The following is an 18,760-nucleotide window of genomic DNA, read 5'->3' as shown; positions in this document are numbered from 1 at the left end:
ATAATCTACAGGTTTGTTTAAATATTGCCGGAGTTGGAAATGAAAGTTGTTGAAGTGAAACACCCGCTAGTAAAACATAAAATTGGCCTGATGCGTGAAGGTGACATTAGTACTAAGCGTTTTCGTGAGCTAGCGACAGAAGTGGGTAGCCTTCTAACATACGAAGCGACATCAGACTTTGAAACTGAACGTGTAACTATTGATGGTTGGAACGGCCCAGTAGAAGTTGACCAAATTAAAGGTAAAAAGGTAACAGTAGTGCCAATCCTACGTGCAGGTCTAGGCATGATGGATGGTGTTTTAGAGCATATGCCAAGTGCTCGAATCAGTGTCGTGGGTATCTACCGTGACGAAGAAACATTAGAGCCTGTACCATACTTCAACAAGCTAGCATCTAACATTGATGAGCGTATTGCTCTAGTGGTTGATCCAATGTTAGCAACTGGCGGTTCTATGATTGCAACTCTTGACCTTCTAAAAGAGCAAGGCTGTAAAGTATTTAAAGTACTGGTACTTGTTGCTGCCCCTGAAGGTATCGCTGCACTAGAAAAAGCGCACCCAGATGTTGAGCTTTACACTGCTGCAATCGATGAGAAGCTAAACGACAAGGGCTACATTGTTCCTGGTCTTGGCGATGCTGGTGATAAGATCTTCGGTACTAAGTAATTCGGTTTCAGCTTAAGTTACGCTAAACCGTTTCTTAACTCGCTGAATTAGCCGTATTAATAAAAAGGGAGAGCATTCGATGCTCTCCCTTTTTTGATCTTGCTAGCTTGTGATGCTCTTAATTGAGGATCACAAGCCTCTACAGTTTGTTGACTTGCAGTTAGTCGATTTGGGCTTTGTCTACTACGGTGTTGTCGCCTAGCTCTTCAGGAAGGACTAGGTTCAGTAGAATAGCAACGATACCGCATAAGCTTACGCCTTGCAGGCTAAAGTCGCCGATGCCAAATGCCATGCCGCCAATACCGAAGACCAAAGTAATGCCGACAATCACAAGGTTGCGTGATTTGTGTAGGTCAACTTTGTTCTGAATTAGAGTATTCAAGCCTACCGTTGCGATTGAACCAAACAGTAGAATCATGATGCCGCCCATCACAGGAACTGGGATTGTTTGTAATAGAGCGCCTAGCTTACCTACTAATGCTAGAACAATCGCTGTTACTGCAGCCCAAGTCATGATCACTGGGTTGAATGCTTTGGTCAGCATTACAGCCCCCGTTACTTCACTGTAGGTTGTATTTGGTGGAGCGCCCAACATAGAAGCTGCAATCGTTGCCACGCCGTCACCAGTTATTGTGCGGTGTAAACCTGGCTTTTTAAGGTAGTCTTTACCGGTTACATTCGAAATAGCAAGCATGTCGCCTACGTGTTCAACAGCAGGTGCAATTGCTACAAATACCATAAAGAAGATAGCGTTGATGTTGAACTCTGGCGCTGTGAAGTTAGGTAGAGCTAACCAAGCGGCCTGAGCGACAGGGGTAAAATCAACGACACCGTATACTAAGCTCGTTACATAACCAGCCACAATACCGCCGAAGATCGGCAGCAGCTTAAGAAAGCCTTTCGAGAAAACACTGATGACAATCGTTACCAGTAATGAGATAGAAGAAATCCATAACGCTGCGTCTGCATCGATAAGCTGAACCGCACCATCGCCTGTTTTACCTAGCGCCATGTTTACCGCAACAGGAGCAAGACCTAAGCCGATCACCATGATTACAGGGCCAACTACGACTGGGGGAAGCAGTTTGTGGATAAAGGCTACACCACGTACCTTAATTAAGGCACCCATTAATACATACACAACACCTGCCGCCATAAGGCCGCCCATAGTTGCACCTACACCCCAAGTTTGAATGCCAAACATGATAGGTGCGATGAATGCAAAAGAAGACGCAAGGAAAATAGGTACTGAACGGCGTGTAATAAGTTGGAATAAAAGGGTACCGATACCTGCACCAAAGAGCGCTACGTTGGGATCAAGGCCTGTCAGCAGGGGCACCAGTACAAGTGCACCAAAAGCGACAAATAGCATTTGCGCACCTTGCAGAGCATTTTTCATGTTATGTCCTTAAAAATGGTCGTTATATGAAAAGCGAAAAATAAAATTCGCGGGATTCTATCACTTGGCAATCGGTTGCTATGTCAGATAGATCAAATTTATTTATATTAGTTATGTTTATCTCTATCAAAATAAGAAAAATTCAGTTTACAAGTGAACGATTTATCATGGTCAGGTGATATTTTATGGTTATTAAACACAGTGGGGGCTAACGACCTTGCCCCTCAATCCATAGTTGCTTATCATCAAGGCACAAGCTTTGAATATTAGGATCAATATGCGCTACATAGCATTGTTGTTGATGGGACTATTAGCCTCTCCGAGTTATGCCTTAACTCAAGTAGATATCTTTAGTGCTGAAGTTGCGATTAACGCTGAAGACAAACAACCAGAACAAGTGGCAAGAAATACTGGCATGGAGCAGGTATTGATACGTGCTACTGGCCAAACTGATGTCGCGTCGAATGAGACGATTCAAAAGGCGATGCGTAAGAGTGCGCAGTACATGTCTCAAATGAGTTTTGGCGAAAGCAATGACCAATCAACATTGCGTATGCGTTTTAACGGTGCTCAAATTCGTTCACTACTGACTCAAGCGCAATTACCGTACTGGCCTGATACTCGCTCAAATATTCTTGTTTGGCTGGTAGAAGAGAGTAACTACGACAAGAACATTGTCTGGGAACACTCCAACTCACTGTTAGCTGTAGGCTTACAAGCCAATGCAAAAGAGCGCGGTTTGCCTTTGATGTTTCCTGTTGGTGATTTTGATGATGTTACGGGAGTGGCCACCTCGGATTTGTGGGGCAGCTTTGTCACACCGATTAGCAACGCGAGTCAACGTTACCCTGTTGATGCTGTTTTGGTGATTAAGGCACAGTCTTCTGGATTACGCTGGACTTTGTATGATCAAAAACCAAACCAACTGACGAGCGCGCCAACATCGCCTGTGAGTGGTTCGGTATCGGGCAACAGCGCGACGACTTCTAAGAAGCTTGTTGACCAAATCAGTAACTACTACGCGAGTAAGAGTGCAGTAACGGTGGCGAGTGAATCTTCGGAATCAATCTTAACGCAGTTTATCAGCCTGAATAACGCGCAAGACTTCTTCCAATTGGAGAATGCACTGAAGCGTCTAAACTCGGTGGCAAGCTTAGATATTCTACAAATTCAAAACAATGAAGTGACGTTCCGAATTCATTTGTTATCGACCCAACAAGAGTTTGAACAAGAAGTTGAAAGCATTCGCCAAGTCGCGAAGGTTGAAGAGTCTTATATCGAACCTGAAGTGAGCCCAGAATTTGAAGCGCAAGATAACATTATGTCTGTAGGCGATGACTCTGCTGTTGTTACTGATGCGATGGGCAATGAAACTACCCCAAGCGTTCAAGTGATGAAAGGCAGTGAGTTATCTACAGGTGCTGAGCTAACAAATACAACTGAGGTGACGCTAGGTGAATCTGATGAGGAAGCGCTACCAGTCACAGCGCCAGTGCACGCTAAGCCAAGCTTAGTATACGAATGGGTTCGCTCGTAATCGTCTACCGACATGACAGATTGATATGAAATCACGAAAAAAGCCCTGCAAGAGAAATCTCGCAGGGCTTTTTGTTTATCTGTTGTCATGTCAGATCTAGAGCATCGAACCAATATTATTGTTCGAACTTAGCTTTCTCTTTCTTTTCTACTTCGGAAAGGCGCTTCAACTTGATGCCTAACTCTTTGGCTCTAAAACGGGTAAATAATATATTGCCTGCGAAGCCTAGAGTCGTCAAAAGCAGTTCTACAGCGGCTAACAAGCGCTCTCCACCGTCTACATACATAATAGTTAACGCGTGTAGGAAGTAGAGCATTAAGACGAAATTCGCCCAAGCATGCGTATAAGGCTTGCCCGATAATATTCCCGGTAATGGTAGTAACAGCGGTATAGCCCAAGCAATCGCCAGTGTTACATTACTGAGGTGAGGGTGCGGTGAAAGTGTCATCTGCCAAGCAACCACCCAGAATAAAAGCGACAAATTGCCCGTTAAAGCAAGGTAGCGAAATAGCTTGGTTTTGGGAGACATCGGTCTCTCTGACATATACATCATTGAGGCATTCCCTTCTGGTTAATAGCGATGCGCGCTACGCGTTTGCCTAGGTTTTTCGCCAACTCAATTTCTTCTTTGCTTAATGAAGCGCTCTCTCCAGTGCTGCTTGCACCGTAAGGTGTGCCACCGGTTTGAGTGGTGTGCAGCGCAGGTTCTGAATAGGGGATGCCCACGACTAACATGCCATGATGAAGTAGAGGCAGCATCATGCTTTGCTGTGTCGTCTCTTGACCACCATGTAGTGATGAAGAGGAAGTAAATACACAAGCTGGTTTATCGATGAGATCGCCATTAATCCATAACGATGTTGTGCTATCCCAAAAGTGCTTCATTGGCCCAGCCATATTGCCAAACCATACTGGGCTGCCGAGTGCTAAACCATCGCAAGAACGGAGATCTTGTAAGGTCGCAATAGGATCTGTTGGTTGATAGCGCGAATCCGGCTGCTCTTCTACCGTATACACGTTGTTCACCGTTCTTAGCATGGCTTCGCAGTTCGGGATGGATTCCACCCCTCGAGCGATTTGCCTTGCTAGCGCTTGGGTGTTGCCGTGTCGACTATAGTAGAGAACAAGAATGTTGATGCTCATATTGGATTACAGAATCTCTAGTACTTGTTCTGGTGGACGACCAATTTTTGCTTTGTTGTTCGCGACAACCACTGGACGTTCAAACAGTTTTGGATTCGTTGCCATTGCAGCGAAAAGATCTTCATCAGTCACTGATGCGTCACCAAGGTTCGCTTCTTTGTAATCCGCTTCTTTGGTACGCATCATGTCGCGAACACTCTCAAAACCAAGCTGAGTGAAAAGCACTTTCAGCTGTTCAACAGTCAAAGGCGCATCTAGGTATTTGATCACCTCTGGTTGTACGCCGTTTGCTTCAAGCAGTTCGAGAGTTTGACGGCTCTTTGAGCAGCGTGGGTTATGATAAATCACGACAGACATGGTTCTTCCTCATTATTATTTTTGATTTAATAGTTCAGCCGAAGCCAACTGAGTGGCTTCTTATTGTGTAACGTTGAGCTTTCTTTGTATTTTGGCAACGAGCTTCGCTACCAGTCATTATACTTATTGCAACGATAAGAAGCGTTCGCGCTGTATCATTAGTTGATCAATTCGAGCGTCATAACGTGCTTGTTTTAGGCTGCCTAGTTCTGCGATTTGGCTCGCCTGCGTGTAGTACTGAATCGCTTTGTTCCAGTTGGCTTGCAGTGCCAAGATCTCTGCCCTAGCAGACAGTTCTTCATCGCTGTTACCAAGGTTTGTATTTGCCTTTGAAAGCAGGTACCACCCATTGGTGTCGTTCGGGTTATCGTGCGTGTAACGTTGCAACACGCGAACGGCTTCCTGTAGGTCTTCATTTTCGATCAGTGCATTGGCGTAGTTTATGGTTAGAACTGAGTTGTTTGGTTGACGCTCAAGTGCTGACTTAAGTTCTTTAATCGCAATCTCAGGCTTTTTCTGTTCAATGTGCAGATCTGAAATAGCATCCAGATAGAACAAGTTGGTTGGGTCGCTATTCATCAGCTTGGTCAGAATTGGTTCTGCTTTATCTAATTTTTTTGAATCTAGGTAAACCAGTGCTTGCCCATACTCTAATGATGGAACCAAGGCTTTGGGGGCTTTCTTCAGCTTTCGCTCAAACCAATCAAGAGCTGCATCATTATTAATCCCTGCATAGCGCGCAACAATCCGGGCTCTTGCTAAATGGTAATCCAGTGACGGAGCCAGTTTTAGTGGGGTATAGCTGCGAGCACGGGCGCGTGAATCTGTGATTCGGTCTTCAGGCAATGGGTGAGTTAATAGCATTGGTGGCGGTGTGCTTGCATAGCGGTATTCATCAGCTAAGCGGCCAAAGAAACGTGGCATCGCGTTTACATCGAACCCTGCTTTTGCCAGCGTGTTGATGCCAAAGCGGTCGGCTTCTTTTTCATTACTTCGGGTGTAGTTTATTTGGCTTTGCATGTTACCAGCAGTTGTTGCAGTGATAGCTGCGATACCGGCTTCTGGTGCTGCAATCGCTAATAATACAGAAGCGGCCAGTGCTGCGATGGTTGCAGGAGAGCGGCGAGCTTGATCTTCCATACTACGTGCTAAGTGACGCTGGGTAACGTGCGCGATTTCGTGCGCCAATACGGAAGCGAGTTCACTTTCAGACTGTGCATGCAAGAACAAACCTGAGTGCAAAGCAACATAACCACCAAAAAAAGCAAAAGCGTTGATGTTTCGGTCACGGATCATAAAGAACTGAAAAGGTGTCTTTACATCATTTGCGTTCGCGACAAGGCGATGGCCAAGCGTGTCAATGTATTGGTTTAGAACCGGGTCGTTTACGATAGGCTGGCTGCTTCTGATGATGCGCATGTAGGCATCACCATAGATAAGTTCTTGGTCGATAGTGAGTGTGCCGCCTGCCGCGGTGCCGATATCGGGTAGCTCCAAACCATTGGTATTTGCCAACGTTGGAGTGCTTAATGTAGCTGCGATGCATAAGCAAGCAATTGAGCGAGCGCGTTTAAACATATTAGTCAGTAATACTCCGTTTCTTCTGACAGTAAGACAAGTGCAATGCAAATTGGTTCTCTATCTGATGTAACCTTTACCAAGTGCGTGCGCTATCATGAAGGAAGATGAATGAATGATGGCGCGTTTTCAAAAACAGATTACAATACGACCCTTATAATAAGCATCGAGCTAAAGAATGACACCTAATATTCTAGATTTACGCCAAGAGCGCTGTCCAATGGCACTATTATTAGCCAAGCGTCACAGTGTAAAGTTAGAAGTAGGGCAATCATTGTCAATTTATGTCTCTGATAACAGCTCGATGAAAGATATTGTTACTTTTTTGTCAAAGCAAGCCTATGACGTCATCGTAGAGGTTTGCTCTAATTACTATCATCTCCTCGTCACTAAAAAGGAATTGCAGTCAAATGCTTGAAATGGTCAATCGTTGGTATAAACGACGTTTCTCTGATCCCCATGCTGTCAGCTTGGTTGCCATCATTCTCTTCGGCTTTATTACGATCTACTTCTTTGGTCACCTCATTGCCCCACTTTTGGTGGCTATTGTTTTGGCTTATCTGCTTGAGTGGCCGGTTACTCAACTTCAAAGACTCGGTGTTCCAAGAACCCCATCAGTGATGTTGGTGATTTTAATGTTCTTTAGCGTGATGTTACTTGCGCTGTTTGGTCTAGTACCAACGATTTGGGAACAGGTAGGTAACCTTATCAATGATATTCCAAGCATGTATGGTGGCTTACAGAAGTTCATCGCAACCATCCCTGAGCGTTACCCTGAACTAGCAAACCTGCAGATCGTTGAATCGATTGTGTCTAATGCGAAAAACAAAGCATTAGGCTTTGGCGAAAGCGTTGTGAAGGGCTCTTTAGCTTCTCTTGTTAGTTTGGCGACGCTTGCGGTTTACCTGATTCTTGTACCGCTGCTGATTTTCTTCCTTTTGAAAGACAAAGAAGAGATGATCAGTATGGCTAGTGGTGTTCTGCCTAAGAACCGTCGTCTAGCGACCAAGGTTTGGGTAGAGATGAACCAACAAATCTCAAATTACATTCGCGGTAAGGTGCTTGAGATTTTGATCGTCGGTGGTGTCAGCTACGTAACCTTTGCGATTCTGGATTTACGTTATTCAGCACTGCTGGCTGTCGCGGTCGGCTTCTCGGTATTGATTCCTTATATCGGCGCGGCGGCTGTGACCGTTCCAGTCGCGATTGTTGGCCTGTTCCAGTGGGGCTTAGAACCTCAGTTTTATTGGTTGCTTCTCGCTTACGGTATTATCCAAGCGTTAGATGGTAACGTGCTCGTTCCTGTTCTGTTCTCTGAAGCAGTGAACCTACACCCAGTAGCGATTATTGTAGCGGTGTTGGTGTTTGGCGGACTGTGGGGGTTCTGGGGAGTGTTCTTTGCGATCCCTCTAGCCACGCTAGTGAAAGCGGTTTGGAATGCCCTACCGAGTCACGCTCTCGATGATGACCCTGAACACCAATCGTAATTGAACGCGCTATCAATTTGAATGCGCTATCAATTTTAATAAGTACAAAAAGGCCGAATATCCATGATATTCGGCCTTTTGGCATTTGGCTTAGTAGTGAGTAGTGTATTTAGATTCGCTAGGTGCGAATTTAGAGAATCAACTCACTAAAATCAACATTAAGCTTCTGGATTGAAGTAGTCTAGAACCACTTCGTGGTGAGTCTTTGTTTTGAACTTGTTGAAGACGTGTTCAATCTGACCTTCTTCATCAATTAGAAAGCTAATACGGTGCAGACCGTCGTACACTTTACCCATAAATTTCTTCTCGCCCCAAACACCAAACTGTTCAGCAACACTGTGGTCTTCATCAGATAGAAGTGTGAAGTTCAGAGATTTCTTCGCAACGAAATTTGGTAGGCGTTTAACTGGGTCAACACTCACACCTAAAACAACCACATTCAGATCATCAAGCTGTGCTTTGATATCACGCAGGCCTTCTGCTTGCACAATACAACCTGGAGTCATTGCTTTAGGGTAAAAATAGAAAAGGACTTTTTTACCTTTGAAGTCACCAAGAGATACGATATTGCCATCTTGATCTGGAAGAGAAAAAGCAGGTGCTGGAACACCAGCCGTTAGCGTATTCATGATATTTCCTTTTTAAAAACTGTTTTTGATAAAGTTGAGCGAGCCTTGTACGGATAGGCTCTGGCACAGCGCGTCGAATTCTTCTTGTAGCTGCATCAAATTACATTCTGATTGCACAGAAGCGGTAATAGAGATATGGAATTGGTCGTTGTCGAGCTGAACCTTAGACTTATTGATGGTTCGCGCACTTAACGAATCGAGGCCGATGTTTCGGTCTGCGAAGAACTGGGTAAACTGCTCAGTAAGGCCGATTTTATCGTCTGACTCAACGAACACCTCTACTGTGTAAGAGTTCTCAATAACATCATGAGTTGAGGTTCGCTTCATAATCGTAATCAAGTCGTGCTCTTGTCCAAGCAAGGGCAGGGTGGTTTCAACGCGGGTGATGTTGTTTGCCTTTCCAGACAGTAGCATGATAAGCGTAAATTCTTCGCCAAATTGAGCGATACGGCTATCAATAATGTTACAGCCTGATTGGGTGACTAAATGAACCACTTGGTTGCATACACCTGGGCGATCTGTGCCCACAGCTGTGATTACTAGATGTTGAGTCATAAAATCACGTCTCTTATATTCCATTGATTCATGCATGTTAGCACAGTTAGCTAGAGGAATAAGTGTGTGCTTGGGGCTTTTATGAGGCACTTTGCTTCAAATATGTAACAAGTAATAGGAATATTTAGAGTGTTCAAAATTCAAAGAGTGGCGTGAGAGCATTGCTTACTTGTTACTGACATCGAGTGCAGAGCTATTCGCTAGATTGAGTGTAGGTTACCCAAATTCTAGGTCGAACGCCGTTATAAGTCGTTTTACCTCAAACATACGACAATATTTACTGCAGATGTTGCTGGTAAGCCACTTTAATGTCTTGTGTTTATTGATTGGCTTACAGTAACATGCAAAAAGAATAAATTAAGGGAGATAGACATGTTTTCAGGAAGTATCGTTGCGCTAGTTACACCATTTAATACAGATGGTGAAGTGGATTTCGACAGCCTTAAAAAGTTAGTTGATCACCATGTTGCAGCAGGTAGTGATGGTCTGGTTGCGGTTGGCACAACTGGTGAGTCTTCAACACTCACTATTGAAGAGCATGTCAAAGTCGTCAATAAGGTCGTTGAATTTGCTGATGGCCGTATTCCTGTTATCGCTGGTACGGGTGCAAACGCAACTCACGAATCTGTACTTTTCAGCCGTTTGCTCAATGGTTCTGGTATTGCTGGTTGCCTGAGCGTAACGCCGTACTACAACAAACCGACTCAAGAAGGTTTGTACCAACATTACAAAGCAATTGCTGAAGTCAGTGACGTTCCACAGATCCTTTACAATGTACCTGGTCGCACTGCGGTAGACTTGTTGCCAGAAACGGTTGCTCGCCTTGCCGAGATCGAAAACATCGTTGCACTTAAAGATGCGACGGGTGATCTCGAAAGAATTGCAATTCACCGTGAACTTTGTGGCGAAGACTTTATCTTACTAAGTGGTGATGACTTAACTGGTCTTGAATTTGTTAAGCGTGGTGGCGATGGTGTGATCTCTGTAACGAACAATGTTGCAGCTGCTGATATGGCGACTATGTTCAAGCTAGCGAAGGAAGGCAAGTTTGAGGAAGCTGAAGCGATCAATGAGCGTTTGATGCCTCTACATAAGAATTTGTTCGTTGAGTCTAACCCTATTCCCGTAAAATGGGCGGTTCACAAAATGGGTCTGATTGCTGAAGGTGGCTTACGTCTACCACTGACTGAACTGTCAAAACCAGCTCAACCTGTTGTTGCTCAAGCAATGACTGAAGCGTGCATTTACTAAAAACGTATAAAGCAATGCCGAAGCGAACCTTCGGCATTTAGGAGTATAAATGAAGTATTCTCACCAGCTAGTGATCGGTTCACTGGCTGTTTTCGTTCTTACAGCATGTTCTGGCAGCCCGACTCAACGTCGCCAAGCCAAAGATGATTTTGAATACTTAGAAACACCTGAGTTTTCACAATGGCAATTGCCTGAAGATGCTCAGCCTCAGTTTTACCCAAACTTTGATATCCCAAACGGTGAATTCAGTGGTGGTACCGGTCGTCAAGTGGATATTCGTCCTCCTCAACAGGTTCTTGAACTGATCCCAGGTGCTCGTACTGAGCGTCAAAATGGTGAAGTGACGTTATGGCTCCTTCGTGCTGAAGAGGCTGACCGAGTATGGCAAACGGCTGTAGATATGCTAACTCAGCGTGGCATTGGCATTCTTGAACAATCAGATAGCGATATTGAGACCGATTGGGTAACTTGGGTTTCTGAAGATGAAGAAGTCGAGATTGGTAGCCGCTATTCTCTCTCTCGTTTCCAAGCGAACAATCGCCATGGCTTCAAGATTAATCTGATTGATTGGCGTGAAGGTTCTGAAGAGAAACCAGTATCGGCAACCAATAAAGAGCGTTACAACGCGTTCTTAACGAATCTAGTGATGGCTAAATACGATGCCAACCTTCGTGCTGAAGCTGCGTTGAAAGCGCAAGAGTTGGTGAAACGCATTCCTATCTCAATGGGTTCGGACCGCAGTGGTTTCCCTGTGATCATTGCTCGTACACCATACAATGTATTGTGGCAACGTCTACCTACCTTGCTACCGACGATGGGCTTCGAACTTGAAGAGCGTAACCAGTCTCAAGGTACAGTGAAAGCTAAGTATGCCGCGCCAGATGATGAATTCTGGGAAGAGATTGGCCTACAGCCTATTGACTTAGCGCCAGGTACTTACACCTTCTTATTTGGTGATCTTGGCAACCGTACATCGATTAACGTAACGGATGCAACAGGTAAGCCTGTAGAAGAAGAGCTACTTAAGTCAATGGTACCGGTATTAGCACACGTTGCAGACCAAACCAAAGACAAGAAAGAAGCAAAATCTGAATAAGCACTGAGCAAATTTAGAAGAAAAAAAAGAGGACATACAATGTCCTCTTTTTTATGTTTGTTAGTCAGTGTTTTATGTTTGTTAGTCAGTGTTTTATGTGCGTGTTGTCAATTTATGTTGTCATTTCGCTAACAAGGGGTAACACGCGCCTGACTTGTTGGGGCTAGCGTATCAAGGACTTTACGCTAAGTGCTTTTGCTGTCAGTAGACTCATCTTTTTGAGCTTTTTCTTGGTTCTGTTTATCCAATTGATTGAGCTTGTCTAAGTCTTTTTCTGTTTTGTTACGACCTGTCAGATCCATATTAGCGGTCTGTTTGAGCGCAGCAATATTACCCACCACAACGCTAACCACGATGATGATGATAACCCAAGGGTTTGTAAGCCACTCTAACATAAGCGCTCCTAATGACTGATATTCGCCACGAAGCGCGCATAGATCTCGTCTAGCTGCTCCGCAATAATTTCATACCCTAATATTGGCTTAGATTGGAGTTGCTTGCCAAGTAAAGTGGGAGATAACTGTGATAAACACAACTCCGATACTTTTCGATGGCTGATATGCCATGGTTCGATCGCCACACCGCCGAGGTCTTGGCTGTACGGAAAGAAGAACCCAAATTGAGATGCATTGGCAAAAAGCCATTGGTAAAACGCTTGCTGGTGGCCAGTAAGGTATTCCCATGGTTCCAGTTGCAGCTGTGTGCCTTCAGGTAAGTGATTACGAGCAAAGACATCAAAGTCACAACCCCAATGGTGACGACTCGCCCCAGGCAGTGCAGACCACCTCAGTATCGCTGACAACTTTTGATGTTCACTGAGTCTTGAAGCATCAAGTGGTTGGCTTTCTGAGTCTAATATTGGTGCTTCACCAGAAAACTTACGGTTCCAAATCAGAGATTGCCTTTCATAGTCGCGAAAGCCACTGGCAATCTCCATTTTGAAACCCGCGAGTTGAGCAGCTTCAATCAAATCGTTTAGGTCATCTTTGACCTCACTGTGAACCAAGAAGGTTTTGCTGCCAATGAGGCTAGGTTCTAGATGAGAATCTGATTGTCCGGTTAGCTGCTCTGGTGTCATAACGTGTCTCTCAATAATTAGATGCTATGAATCGCTGATGAAAAAACTACTTAGCGAACAGGTTCACTAATGTTCTTTCGTACATGTCAGTTAGTTTCTCTAAATCAGCCACTTTCACGCACTCGTTAACCTTGTGAATGGTTGCATTAACAGGGCCTAGTTCTACCACTTGTCCTTTCATGCGCGCAATAAAGCGTCCGTCTGATGTACCACCTGTGGTAAGCAGTGCCGGCTTAACATCATTCACGTGACCTACTGCATCGACAATAGCATCAAGCAACGAGCCTGCGTCGGTTAAGAACGGGTCGCCATTGAATGTCCATTTTAAATCGTATTCGAAATCGTATTTGTCGAGTGTATTTGTGATTCTTTCAACGATGATATCGTTGTTTAACTCAGTGCTAAAGCGAAGGTTAAACTGAACATTAAATTCACCAGGAATCACGTTTGATGCGCCAGTGCCCGCACTTACATTTGGGATCTGGAAGCTGGTTGGTGGGAAATAATCATTACCTTTGTCCCACTCGGTCGTCGCCAATTCATTGATCGCAAGCAGAGAGCTGTGTACCGGGTTGTTCGCAAGGTGAGGGTAGGCAACGTGACCTTGTGTGCCTTTAATCGTTAGATCGCCAGTGATAGAACCACGACGGCCGTTCTTTACGACATCACCTACGTACTCAGTACTTGATGGTTCGCCAACAATACACATGTCGATGTTCTCACCACGAGCCATCAATGCTTCGACAACGCGCACTGTCCCGTTGATGAACGGGCCTTCTTCATCTGACGTGATAAGGAAACCGATTGAGCCTGTGTGATCAGGGTGCTTAGCAATGAACTGTTCTACAGCCACAACCATTGAAGCCAGAGAACCTTTCATATCTGCCGCGCCGCGACCGTGTAGGAAACCATCTACGATAGTCGGTTCAAATGGCTTAGTGTTCCACTGCTCAATTGGGCCTGCAGGTACAACATCAGTGTGACCAGCAAAAGCAAATAGGGGGGCTTCGGTACCACGGCGAGCCCAGAAGTTCGTCGTATCTTCAAATACCATCACTTCGATTTCAAAACCTAGCGCTTTTAAGCGATCAATCATCAGGTCTTGGCAGCCTGCATCTTCTGGTGTTACCGATTGACGGCTGATTAGGTCTTTTGCCAGAGCCAAAGTTGGGCTGTCTGTCATCCTTGAGTTCCTTGTTTAAATTAAACGTCTAGTCATTAATTTCAGGCGTTGAACAGGGGAAGTTCAACGCTTTGTTATCTGTTCTAATACAGCTGATTACGCAAAAATAGCAGCGTATTGATCAGCTTTGAAGCCAATATGAAGCTTGCCATCGACTTTCAAGATAGGGCGCTTGATCATTGCTGGTTGTTCAACAAGCAGAATTACGGCTTTTTCTTCCGTTAATGTGTCTTTTTGCTCTTGAGAAAATTGGCGGTAAGTCGTACCACGTTTGTTTAACACAAGCTCCCACCCAAGATCTGAACAGAAGCTTGTTACCAACTCTTCGGTGATGCCTTGTTTACGATAATCGTGAAATTCGAACTCAATACCTTCAGCTTCGAGCCATTTTTTTGCTTTTTTGATGGTGTCGCAATTCGGAATGCCAAACATAGTGATAGTCATTATTCTTCCTTTGGGTGATTTTATTTCGTTGTTATGAGTTGAATCCTATCAGGAAGCGGCAATTCAGACAAAATAGAGTGAGGAATATTTCATAGAGTGAAAAAAAACAGTAAGAAAATGTCACTATTGGAGACTTATTGATCAGCCTCAACATGTTGTCAGCAAAAAAAGAAATAATTGAGTTGCACATATATAGGAGGTGTCAATGGAGTTGAGTCCTGTTTTTGCAAGGCGGCTATATTTAGCATTGTTAGTGGAAAGCCTTGATAGGCCAAATGTGCCTAAACTCATCGAAAAAACGGGGTGGCCTCGTCGTACTATTCAAGATGTACTCAAGGCGTTACCGGGGATCGGTATTGAACTTATGTTTGTTCAAGATGGGCGACGTCATAATGATGGCTATTACCAATTATCCGACTGGGGGCCATTTGACAGTCAATGGGTTATCCAGCGTAAAGGCGATATAGCAACAAGCCTTGGATTTAGTGCATAAGCCAGCGAAAGCTGGCTTTCTTCTTTCTTCTTTCTTCTCCTTACCGATTACCGATTACCGATTACCGATAAGTCGAATTAGCGACACCGATAAGCGGTGCCCAACATGGTTACGGAAGTCGCAAAATCTTGGGGAAGTGTGAAAATTACGGTGTCCGCACCTAATCCAATAGCATTGGACTTTAGCTCATTCATTGCGCCTTGAATCAGAGTGTCGTTCGGGTAAAACAGATAACTATACCAATGGCCTTCGCTGCCGGTGACTTCCCCTTTATATTCGCACTCGTTGATATCAATCAGTCCGTGGTAATCCATTTGTACTTGGTCAGATTTGCTATGTGGGACTGTTGTCGGTGTCGTGCACCCGACTAATATGCCTGTCATAGCTAAAGCGACTAATTCCTTTTTCATACATTTATCCTGCTATTTCATCAAATAAATCGCGAAACCTACCCAGCTTGCGATCAATAGTAACCACGGCAATTTGCTGGCGTGATTTGATGTTGTTTCAACAATTGTGTCTACATTGTTCTCTTCGTCTAGATTAGTTTGTTGAGTTTGCTTCTCTTTCTTTACGCGTTTTCTTGCTTTATCGGCTTGGCGGCTGCGTTCTTTTTGCTGTTTCTTGTAAAGTGCGATGCCTTTTTCGATACCTTGAGCAATTAATTTTGTTTGTTCTTTGGTTTGAGCTGGCTTTTGCGTCGCTTTGGCTATCTTCAGTGCTTCTTGTTGAGATTCAACAGACGGTGTATTAGTTTTCTTTTTCATACTGAGTTCGACAATTAAAACGGATTAACCAATAAGATAACGCAAACCTAGTTAAGTATGAATGATTTGCGTTAAAGTGTTGGTTTGAAAACAAGTGAAAGTGAGAGTTGTGCGGTACTCCATAGAACAATACGATAAACACGGCTTTTTGAAAGCCCCAATCTTATTATGGTTAGGTTGGCTGTTTCTTGCGAAAGCTTTGGTCGTTTTCATTGTTGCGGGCGCAAGCCGAGAGTCGGGAACGGATATTCTTGAGACCATCTATCCAGACCACCAGATGTTTTATGTCGGGATTGCGTTGAGTGTCCCTAGTTTGTTATTGATGTGGTTATTTGGACTAAGATCTCCAGATAGAAAGCGCCTTAACAAAGTCGTGTCATGGGGACGTTGGGTTACCATGATGGCTATCTTGGCACAGGGCTCCCACACAATTTATCTAATCTATTCGGATAACGGATGGTTCCGTTGGTCAAATGCTATCACCCTATTATTGCTCCTCTGGTTAGCGCTTTATTTAACCAATAGCCATGCCGCTAGGGATTGCTTTAAAGTGGTTGAGCACGAAGACTGATTCTCATCAAAACATTTGTACCATTCACAATTATACTTAGAAGCTAAAACTGGAAGGAATAATCTATGCTTAATGTTTCAAATGAGCAGCCTAACGTTCAAAGTGCTATTTTGCCTGAAGCTGGGCCTTTCGCTCTTTACGTTCAACTTAAAGTGAACGCTAATACTGCTAATGTACTAGCAGAAATTCAAAAGCTTCCGACTCTAATCGACGAGCTAAACCAAACTCAACCTGATGCGAACCTAACGGCGTCGGTAGCATTCTCAAAAGCTTTTTGGGATAAGTTCGAGCACGCTGCTCCCTCTGATCTAATTGATTTTCCTGCGCTTGGTGAAGGTGATATCACAGCACCGAGCACACTGTCTGATGTTCTGATTCACTGTCATTCAAACCGACATGACCTACACTTCTTCATCCTACGTAAATTGCTATCTGAAGTAGCGGCAGACGTTGAAGTAGTAGATGAAACTTACGGTTACCGTTTCCTAGACTCACGTGACATGACTGATTTCGTTGATGGCACTGAAAACCCGAAAGACGCGCAGCGTGCTGAAGTGGCGATTGTGCCTGAAGGTGAATTCGCAGGTGGTAGCTACGTAATGGTGCAGCGTTTTGTGCATAACCTGCCAGCTTGGAATAGATTAAACGTATCGGCACAAGAGAAAGTGGTTGGCCGTACCAAGCCAGATTCGATCGAGCTAGACGATGTTCCAGCGGCGTCTCACGTTGGTCGTGTGGATATCAAAGAAGAAGGCAAGGGCCTTAAAATTGTTCGTCATAGCCTACCTTACGGCACAGCAACAGGCGATCACGGTTTACTGTTCATCGCTTACTGTAATGTTCGTCATAATTTCGATGCGATGCTAGAGAGTATGTACGGCGAAACAGATGGCAAAACAGACCAACTGCTTCGCTTTACTAAAGCCGTTACTGGCGCTTACTACTTTGCTCCTTCAGCTGAGATGTTGAGTACACTAACGATTAAGTAAGTCGTCTCAAATAGAATAAACAAAGGGAGCCTCATGGCTCCTTTTTTTTAAAGTTTTATATAAATAGGTCGATACAAGAGCAATCGTAAGTTTTATTCATCTTTTTGTAAGTGAAGGTCTATGGCTATAACTGTGAATACGAATGTTTCAGCATTAGTGGCTCAGAGGAATCTCTCTAATGCCAATAACATGCTGAACCAATCTTTGGAGCGCTTGGCTTCAGGGAGTCGTATTAATAGTGCAAAAGACGATGCTGCTGGCTTACAAATCTCTAATCGATTAGAAGCACAGATGAGCGGCATCGATGTTGCGGTTCGAAATGCTAACGACGGTATCTCCATTATGCAGACAGCAGAAGGGGCGATGAATGAAACCACCAATATCATGCAACGCATGCGAGACCTGTCACTGCAAGCGACTAATGGTTCGAATAGCCAATCAGAAAGGACGGCTATTCAAGAAGAAGTAACCGCCTTAAATGATGAGTTGAACCGAATTGCGGAAACCACGTCATTTGGTGGGAAAAAGCTCCTTAACGGCAGCTTTGGTAGCTCGTCATTTCAAATCGGTGGCAGCTCTGGTGAGGCGGTGCATATAGGTTTGAAAAACATGCGCACCGATGATATCAACATGGGCGGCTTTAGCTATGTTGCCAATGGCATGGCAAGTGACTCGTGGGAAGTTAAATCCAACCAGACAGATATGACGATGGCGTTTACCGATCGTTTTGGTCAGCCTCAAGAGATCAACATTAATGCCAAGGCGGGCGATGACATTGAAGAGCTAGCGACTTATATCAATGGTCAAACGGATCTGGTTTCGGCTTCCGTCAATGATGAAGGGCAGCTTCAGATCTATATGTCAGGCGAAGACACGGCAGGCACGATCTCTTTCTCAGGCTCGTTAGCCAGTGAGCTTTCGATGTCGGCGGGTTATTACGAGTCAGTCGATGATATTAATGTCACTGATGTTGGTGGAGCACAGCGCGCCGTGTCTATTTTGGATACAGCGATGAAGTATGTTGATAGTCACCGTTCTGAACTCGGGGCGATGCAAAACCGCTTTGACCATGCGATTAATAACCTTGAAAATGTTCATGAGAACTTGGGGGCATCAAACAGTCGAATCAAAGATACAGACTACGCCAAAGAAACCACTCAAATGCTCAAACAACAAATACTGCAGCAAGTCAGTACCACTATTTTAGCTCAAGCTAAGCAAGCGCCGAACTTAGCTTTAACGCTGCTAGGCTAATAAATTAGGTTAATTCTTATAAAGGTATTCTCGGTTAACTAAAGTCCTTTGGTTAATTAAAACACAATATTTCCCCCGGCTGACGTTTCGACAACTTTAGCCTTTTTCTCATCTTTTTTTGATAATTTCACTGCCAGTCACGCTTTCTTATCCTTTCTCGCTATTTCTTTAATTTTGTTGCTTTTTTTCTAAAGGTTTCAGCATTCACGCCGTTATTAAAAGTAACTTAGAGATAACTACTTGGTTTTCCGAGACGTCGGAAGCCGCTATACCGGAAAATCAA

General features: G+C 44.3%; 23 protein-coding genes. 10 read left to right on the top strand and 13 right to left on the bottom strand.

Translation table 11 applies throughout. From position 1 onward, the window contains the following. Nucleotides 1-39 precede the first annotated feature (39 nt). Nucleotides 40-666, top strand: coding sequence for a uracil phosphoribosyltransferase (gene upp, locus AB4513_RS02975; protein WP_009847387.1), 627 nt, complete (start codon nucleotides 40-42; stop codon nucleotides 664-666). Between the two features lie 160 nt (nucleotides 667-826). Here the strand turns inward: upp and AB4513_RS02970 are convergent, their stop codons facing one another. Continuing rightward, nucleotides 827-2,065: a uracil-xanthine permease family protein gene (locus tag AB4513_RS02970; protein ID WP_004734317.1), complete on the bottom strand. Its 1,239-nt coding sequence runs from the start codon at nucleotides 2,063-2,065 to the stop codon at nucleotides 827-829. A 277-nt stretch (nucleotides 2,066-2,342) separates the two neighbouring features. On the opposite strand from AB4513_RS02970, the gene AB4513_RS02965 reads away from it, so the two are divergent. Beyond that, entirely contained in the window at nucleotides 2,343-3,602 is a 1,260-nt protein-coding gene (locus AB4513_RS02965) for a DUF2066 domain-containing protein (RefSeq protein WP_009847386.1), read from the top strand. Nucleotides 3,603-3,717: 115 nt separating this feature from the next. On the opposite strand, the gene AB4513_RS02960 is transcribed toward AB4513_RS02965, so the two are convergent. From AB4513_RS02960 to AB4513_RS02945, 4 genes are all read right to left on the bottom strand, one after another. Further along, nucleotides 3,718-4,155: a DUF2069 domain-containing protein gene (locus tag AB4513_RS02960; protein WP_009847385.1), complete on the bottom strand. Its 438-nt coding sequence runs from the start codon at nucleotides 4,153-4,155 to the stop codon at nucleotides 3,718-3,720. After that, the gene (wrbA, locus tag AB4513_RS02955) at nucleotides 4,152-4,745 is read right to left on the bottom strand and encodes an NAD(P)H:quinone oxidoreductase (protein WP_009847384.1); all 594 of its coding nucleotides are present in this window, start codon (nucleotides 4,743-4,745) and stop codon (nucleotides 4,152-4,154) included. The genes AB4513_RS02960 and wrbA overlap by 4 nt, the downstream gene beginning before the upstream one ends. 6 nt (nucleotides 4,746-4,751) lie before the next feature. Further along, complete coding sequence (gene arsC / locus AB4513_RS02950; RefSeq protein WP_009847383.1) at nucleotides 4,752-5,102, bottom strand: arsenate reductase (glutaredoxin); 351 nt, start codon at nucleotides 5,100-5,102, stop codon at nucleotides 4,752-4,754. Nucleotides 5,103-5,225: 123 nt separating this feature from the next. Beyond that, the gene (locus AB4513_RS02945; RefSeq protein WP_009847382.1) at nucleotides 5,226-6,680 is read right to left on the bottom strand and encodes a M48 family metallopeptidase; all 1,455 of its coding nucleotides are present in this window, start codon (nucleotides 6,678-6,680) and stop codon (nucleotides 5,226-5,228) included. Nucleotides 6,681-6,858: 178 nt separating this feature from the next. Between AB4513_RS02945 and AB4513_RS02940 the strand changes: the two genes are divergently transcribed. Both AB4513_RS02940 and AB4513_RS02935 read left to right on the top strand, forming a co-directional pair. Then, nucleotides 6,859-7,098: a sulfurtransferase TusA family protein gene (locus tag AB4513_RS02940; RefSeq protein ID WP_009847381.1), complete on the top strand. Its 240-nt coding sequence runs from the start codon at nucleotides 6,859-6,861 to the stop codon at nucleotides 7,096-7,098. Beyond that, a complete protein-coding gene (locus AB4513_RS02935; protein WP_009847379.1) occupies nucleotides 7,091-8,167 on the top strand; it encodes an AI-2E family transporter in 1,077 nt (358 codons plus the stop codon). Before AB4513_RS02940 ends, AB4513_RS02935 begins: the two co-directional genes overlap by 8 nt. Before the next feature lie 158 nt (nucleotides 8,168-8,325). Here the strand turns inward: AB4513_RS02935 and bcp are convergent, their stop codons facing one another. Next, entirely contained in the window at nucleotides 8,326-8,796 is a 471-nt protein-coding gene (gene bcp / locus AB4513_RS02930; protein WP_009847378.1) for a thioredoxin-dependent thiol peroxidase, read from the bottom strand. A gap of 12 nt (nucleotides 8,797-8,808) precedes the next feature. Beyond that, nucleotides 8,809-9,351, bottom strand: a complete 543-nt coding sequence (locus tag AB4513_RS02925; protein WP_009847377.1) for a glycine cleavage system protein R — start codon at nucleotides 9,349-9,351, stop codon at nucleotides 8,809-8,811. Between the two features lie 372 nt (nucleotides 9,352-9,723). Between AB4513_RS02925 and dapA the strand changes: the two genes are divergently transcribed. Then, nucleotides 9,724-10,602, top strand: a complete 879-nt coding sequence (gene dapA, locus AB4513_RS02920; RefSeq protein ID WP_009847376.1) for a 4-hydroxy-tetrahydrodipicolinate synthase — start codon at nucleotides 9,724-9,726, stop codon at nucleotides 10,600-10,602. A gap of 49 nt (nucleotides 10,603-10,651) precedes the next feature. Continuing rightward, nucleotides 10,652-11,698, top strand: coding sequence for an outer membrane protein assembly factor BamC (gene bamC, locus AB4513_RS02915; RefSeq protein WP_009847375.1), 1,047 nt, complete (start codon nucleotides 10,652-10,654; stop codon nucleotides 11,696-11,698). Between the two features lie 185 nt (nucleotides 11,699-11,883). On the opposite strand, the gene AB4513_RS02910 is transcribed toward bamC, so the two are convergent. The 4 genes from AB4513_RS02910 to AB4513_RS02895 all read right to left on the bottom strand — a co-directional run bounded on the left by AB4513_RS02910 (nucleotide 11,884) and on the right by AB4513_RS02895 (nucleotide 14,403). Then, nucleotides 11,884-12,093: a DUF2897 family protein gene (locus AB4513_RS02910; protein WP_009847374.1), complete on the bottom strand. Its 210-nt coding sequence runs from the start codon at nucleotides 12,091-12,093 to the stop codon at nucleotides 11,884-11,886. Nucleotides 12,094-12,101: 8 nt separating this feature from the next. Continuing rightward, nucleotides 12,102-12,776 carry a M15 family metallopeptidase gene (locus AB4513_RS02905; RefSeq protein WP_009847373.1) on the bottom strand — a complete coding sequence of 225 codons (675 nt, stop codon included), beginning with the start codon at nucleotides 12,774-12,776 and terminating at the stop codon, nucleotides 12,102-12,104. A 46-nt stretch (nucleotides 12,777-12,822) separates the two neighbouring features. Continuing rightward, nucleotides 12,823-13,959, bottom strand: a complete 1,137-nt coding sequence (dapE, locus tag AB4513_RS02900) for a succinyl-diaminopimelate desuccinylase (protein ID WP_009847372.1) — start codon at nucleotides 13,957-13,959, stop codon at nucleotides 12,823-12,825. Between the two features lie 96 nt (nucleotides 13,960-14,055). Then, entirely contained in the window at nucleotides 14,056-14,403 is a 348-nt protein-coding gene (locus AB4513_RS02895) for an ArsC family reductase (protein WP_009847371.1), read from the bottom strand. Nucleotides 14,404-14,608: 205 nt separating this feature from the next. Between AB4513_RS02895 and AB4513_RS02890 the strand changes: the two genes are divergently transcribed. Next, nucleotides 14,609-14,896, top strand: a complete 288-nt coding sequence (locus tag AB4513_RS02890; protein WP_004734273.1) for a helix-turn-helix domain-containing protein — start codon at nucleotides 14,609-14,611, stop codon at nucleotides 14,894-14,896. A 77-nt stretch (nucleotides 14,897-14,973) separates the two neighbouring features. Here the strand turns inward: AB4513_RS02890 and AB4513_RS02885 are convergent, their stop codons facing one another. Further along, on the bottom strand, nucleotides 14,974-15,306 hold the full coding sequence (locus tag AB4513_RS02885; protein WP_102257778.1) for a DUF4156 domain-containing protein: 333 nt from the start codon (nucleotides 15,304-15,306) through the stop codon (nucleotides 14,974-14,976). Between the two features lie 12 nt (nucleotides 15,307-15,318). Next, complete coding sequence (locus AB4513_RS02880; RefSeq protein ID WP_009847369.1) at nucleotides 15,319-15,663, bottom strand: DUF2956 domain-containing protein; 345 nt, start codon at nucleotides 15,661-15,663, stop codon at nucleotides 15,319-15,321. A gap of 109 nt (nucleotides 15,664-15,772) precedes the next feature. Here AB4513_RS02880 and AB4513_RS02875 point away from each other — a divergent pair, with 109 nt between their 5' ends. The 3 genes from AB4513_RS02875 to AB4513_RS02865 all read left to right on the top strand — a co-directional run bounded on the left by AB4513_RS02875 (nucleotide 15,773) and on the right by AB4513_RS02865 (nucleotide 18,477). Next, nucleotides 15,773-16,234 (top strand): DUF2919 domain-containing protein, encoded by a 462-nt coding sequence (locus AB4513_RS02875; RefSeq protein WP_009847368.1) that lies wholly within the window; start codon nucleotides 15,773-15,775, stop codon nucleotides 16,232-16,234. A gap of 65 nt (nucleotides 16,235-16,299) precedes the next feature. Further along, the gene (locus AB4513_RS02870; RefSeq protein ID WP_009847367.1) at nucleotides 16,300-17,223 is read left to right on the top strand and encodes a Dyp-type peroxidase; all 924 of its coding nucleotides are present in this window, start codon (nucleotides 16,300-16,302) and stop codon (nucleotides 17,221-17,223) included. Between the two features lie 120 nt (nucleotides 17,224-17,343). Continuing rightward, the gene (locus AB4513_RS02865; protein ID WP_032555262.1) at nucleotides 17,344-18,477 is read left to right on the top strand and encodes a flagellin; all 1,134 of its coding nucleotides are present in this window, start codon (nucleotides 17,344-17,346) and stop codon (nucleotides 18,475-18,477) included. Nucleotides 18,478-18,760: the final 283 nt, after the last annotated feature.

Origin of the sequence: Vibrio sp. 10N.222.54.E6, assembly GCF_041473955.1 — a bacterium.
Lineage (GTDB): Bacteria > Pseudomonadota > Gammaproteobacteria > Enterobacterales > Vibrionaceae > Vibrio > Vibrio tasmaniensis_A.
Note: the sequence above shows the minus strand (reverse complement) of the source record. Positions and strands in the feature narration are given on the sequence as shown.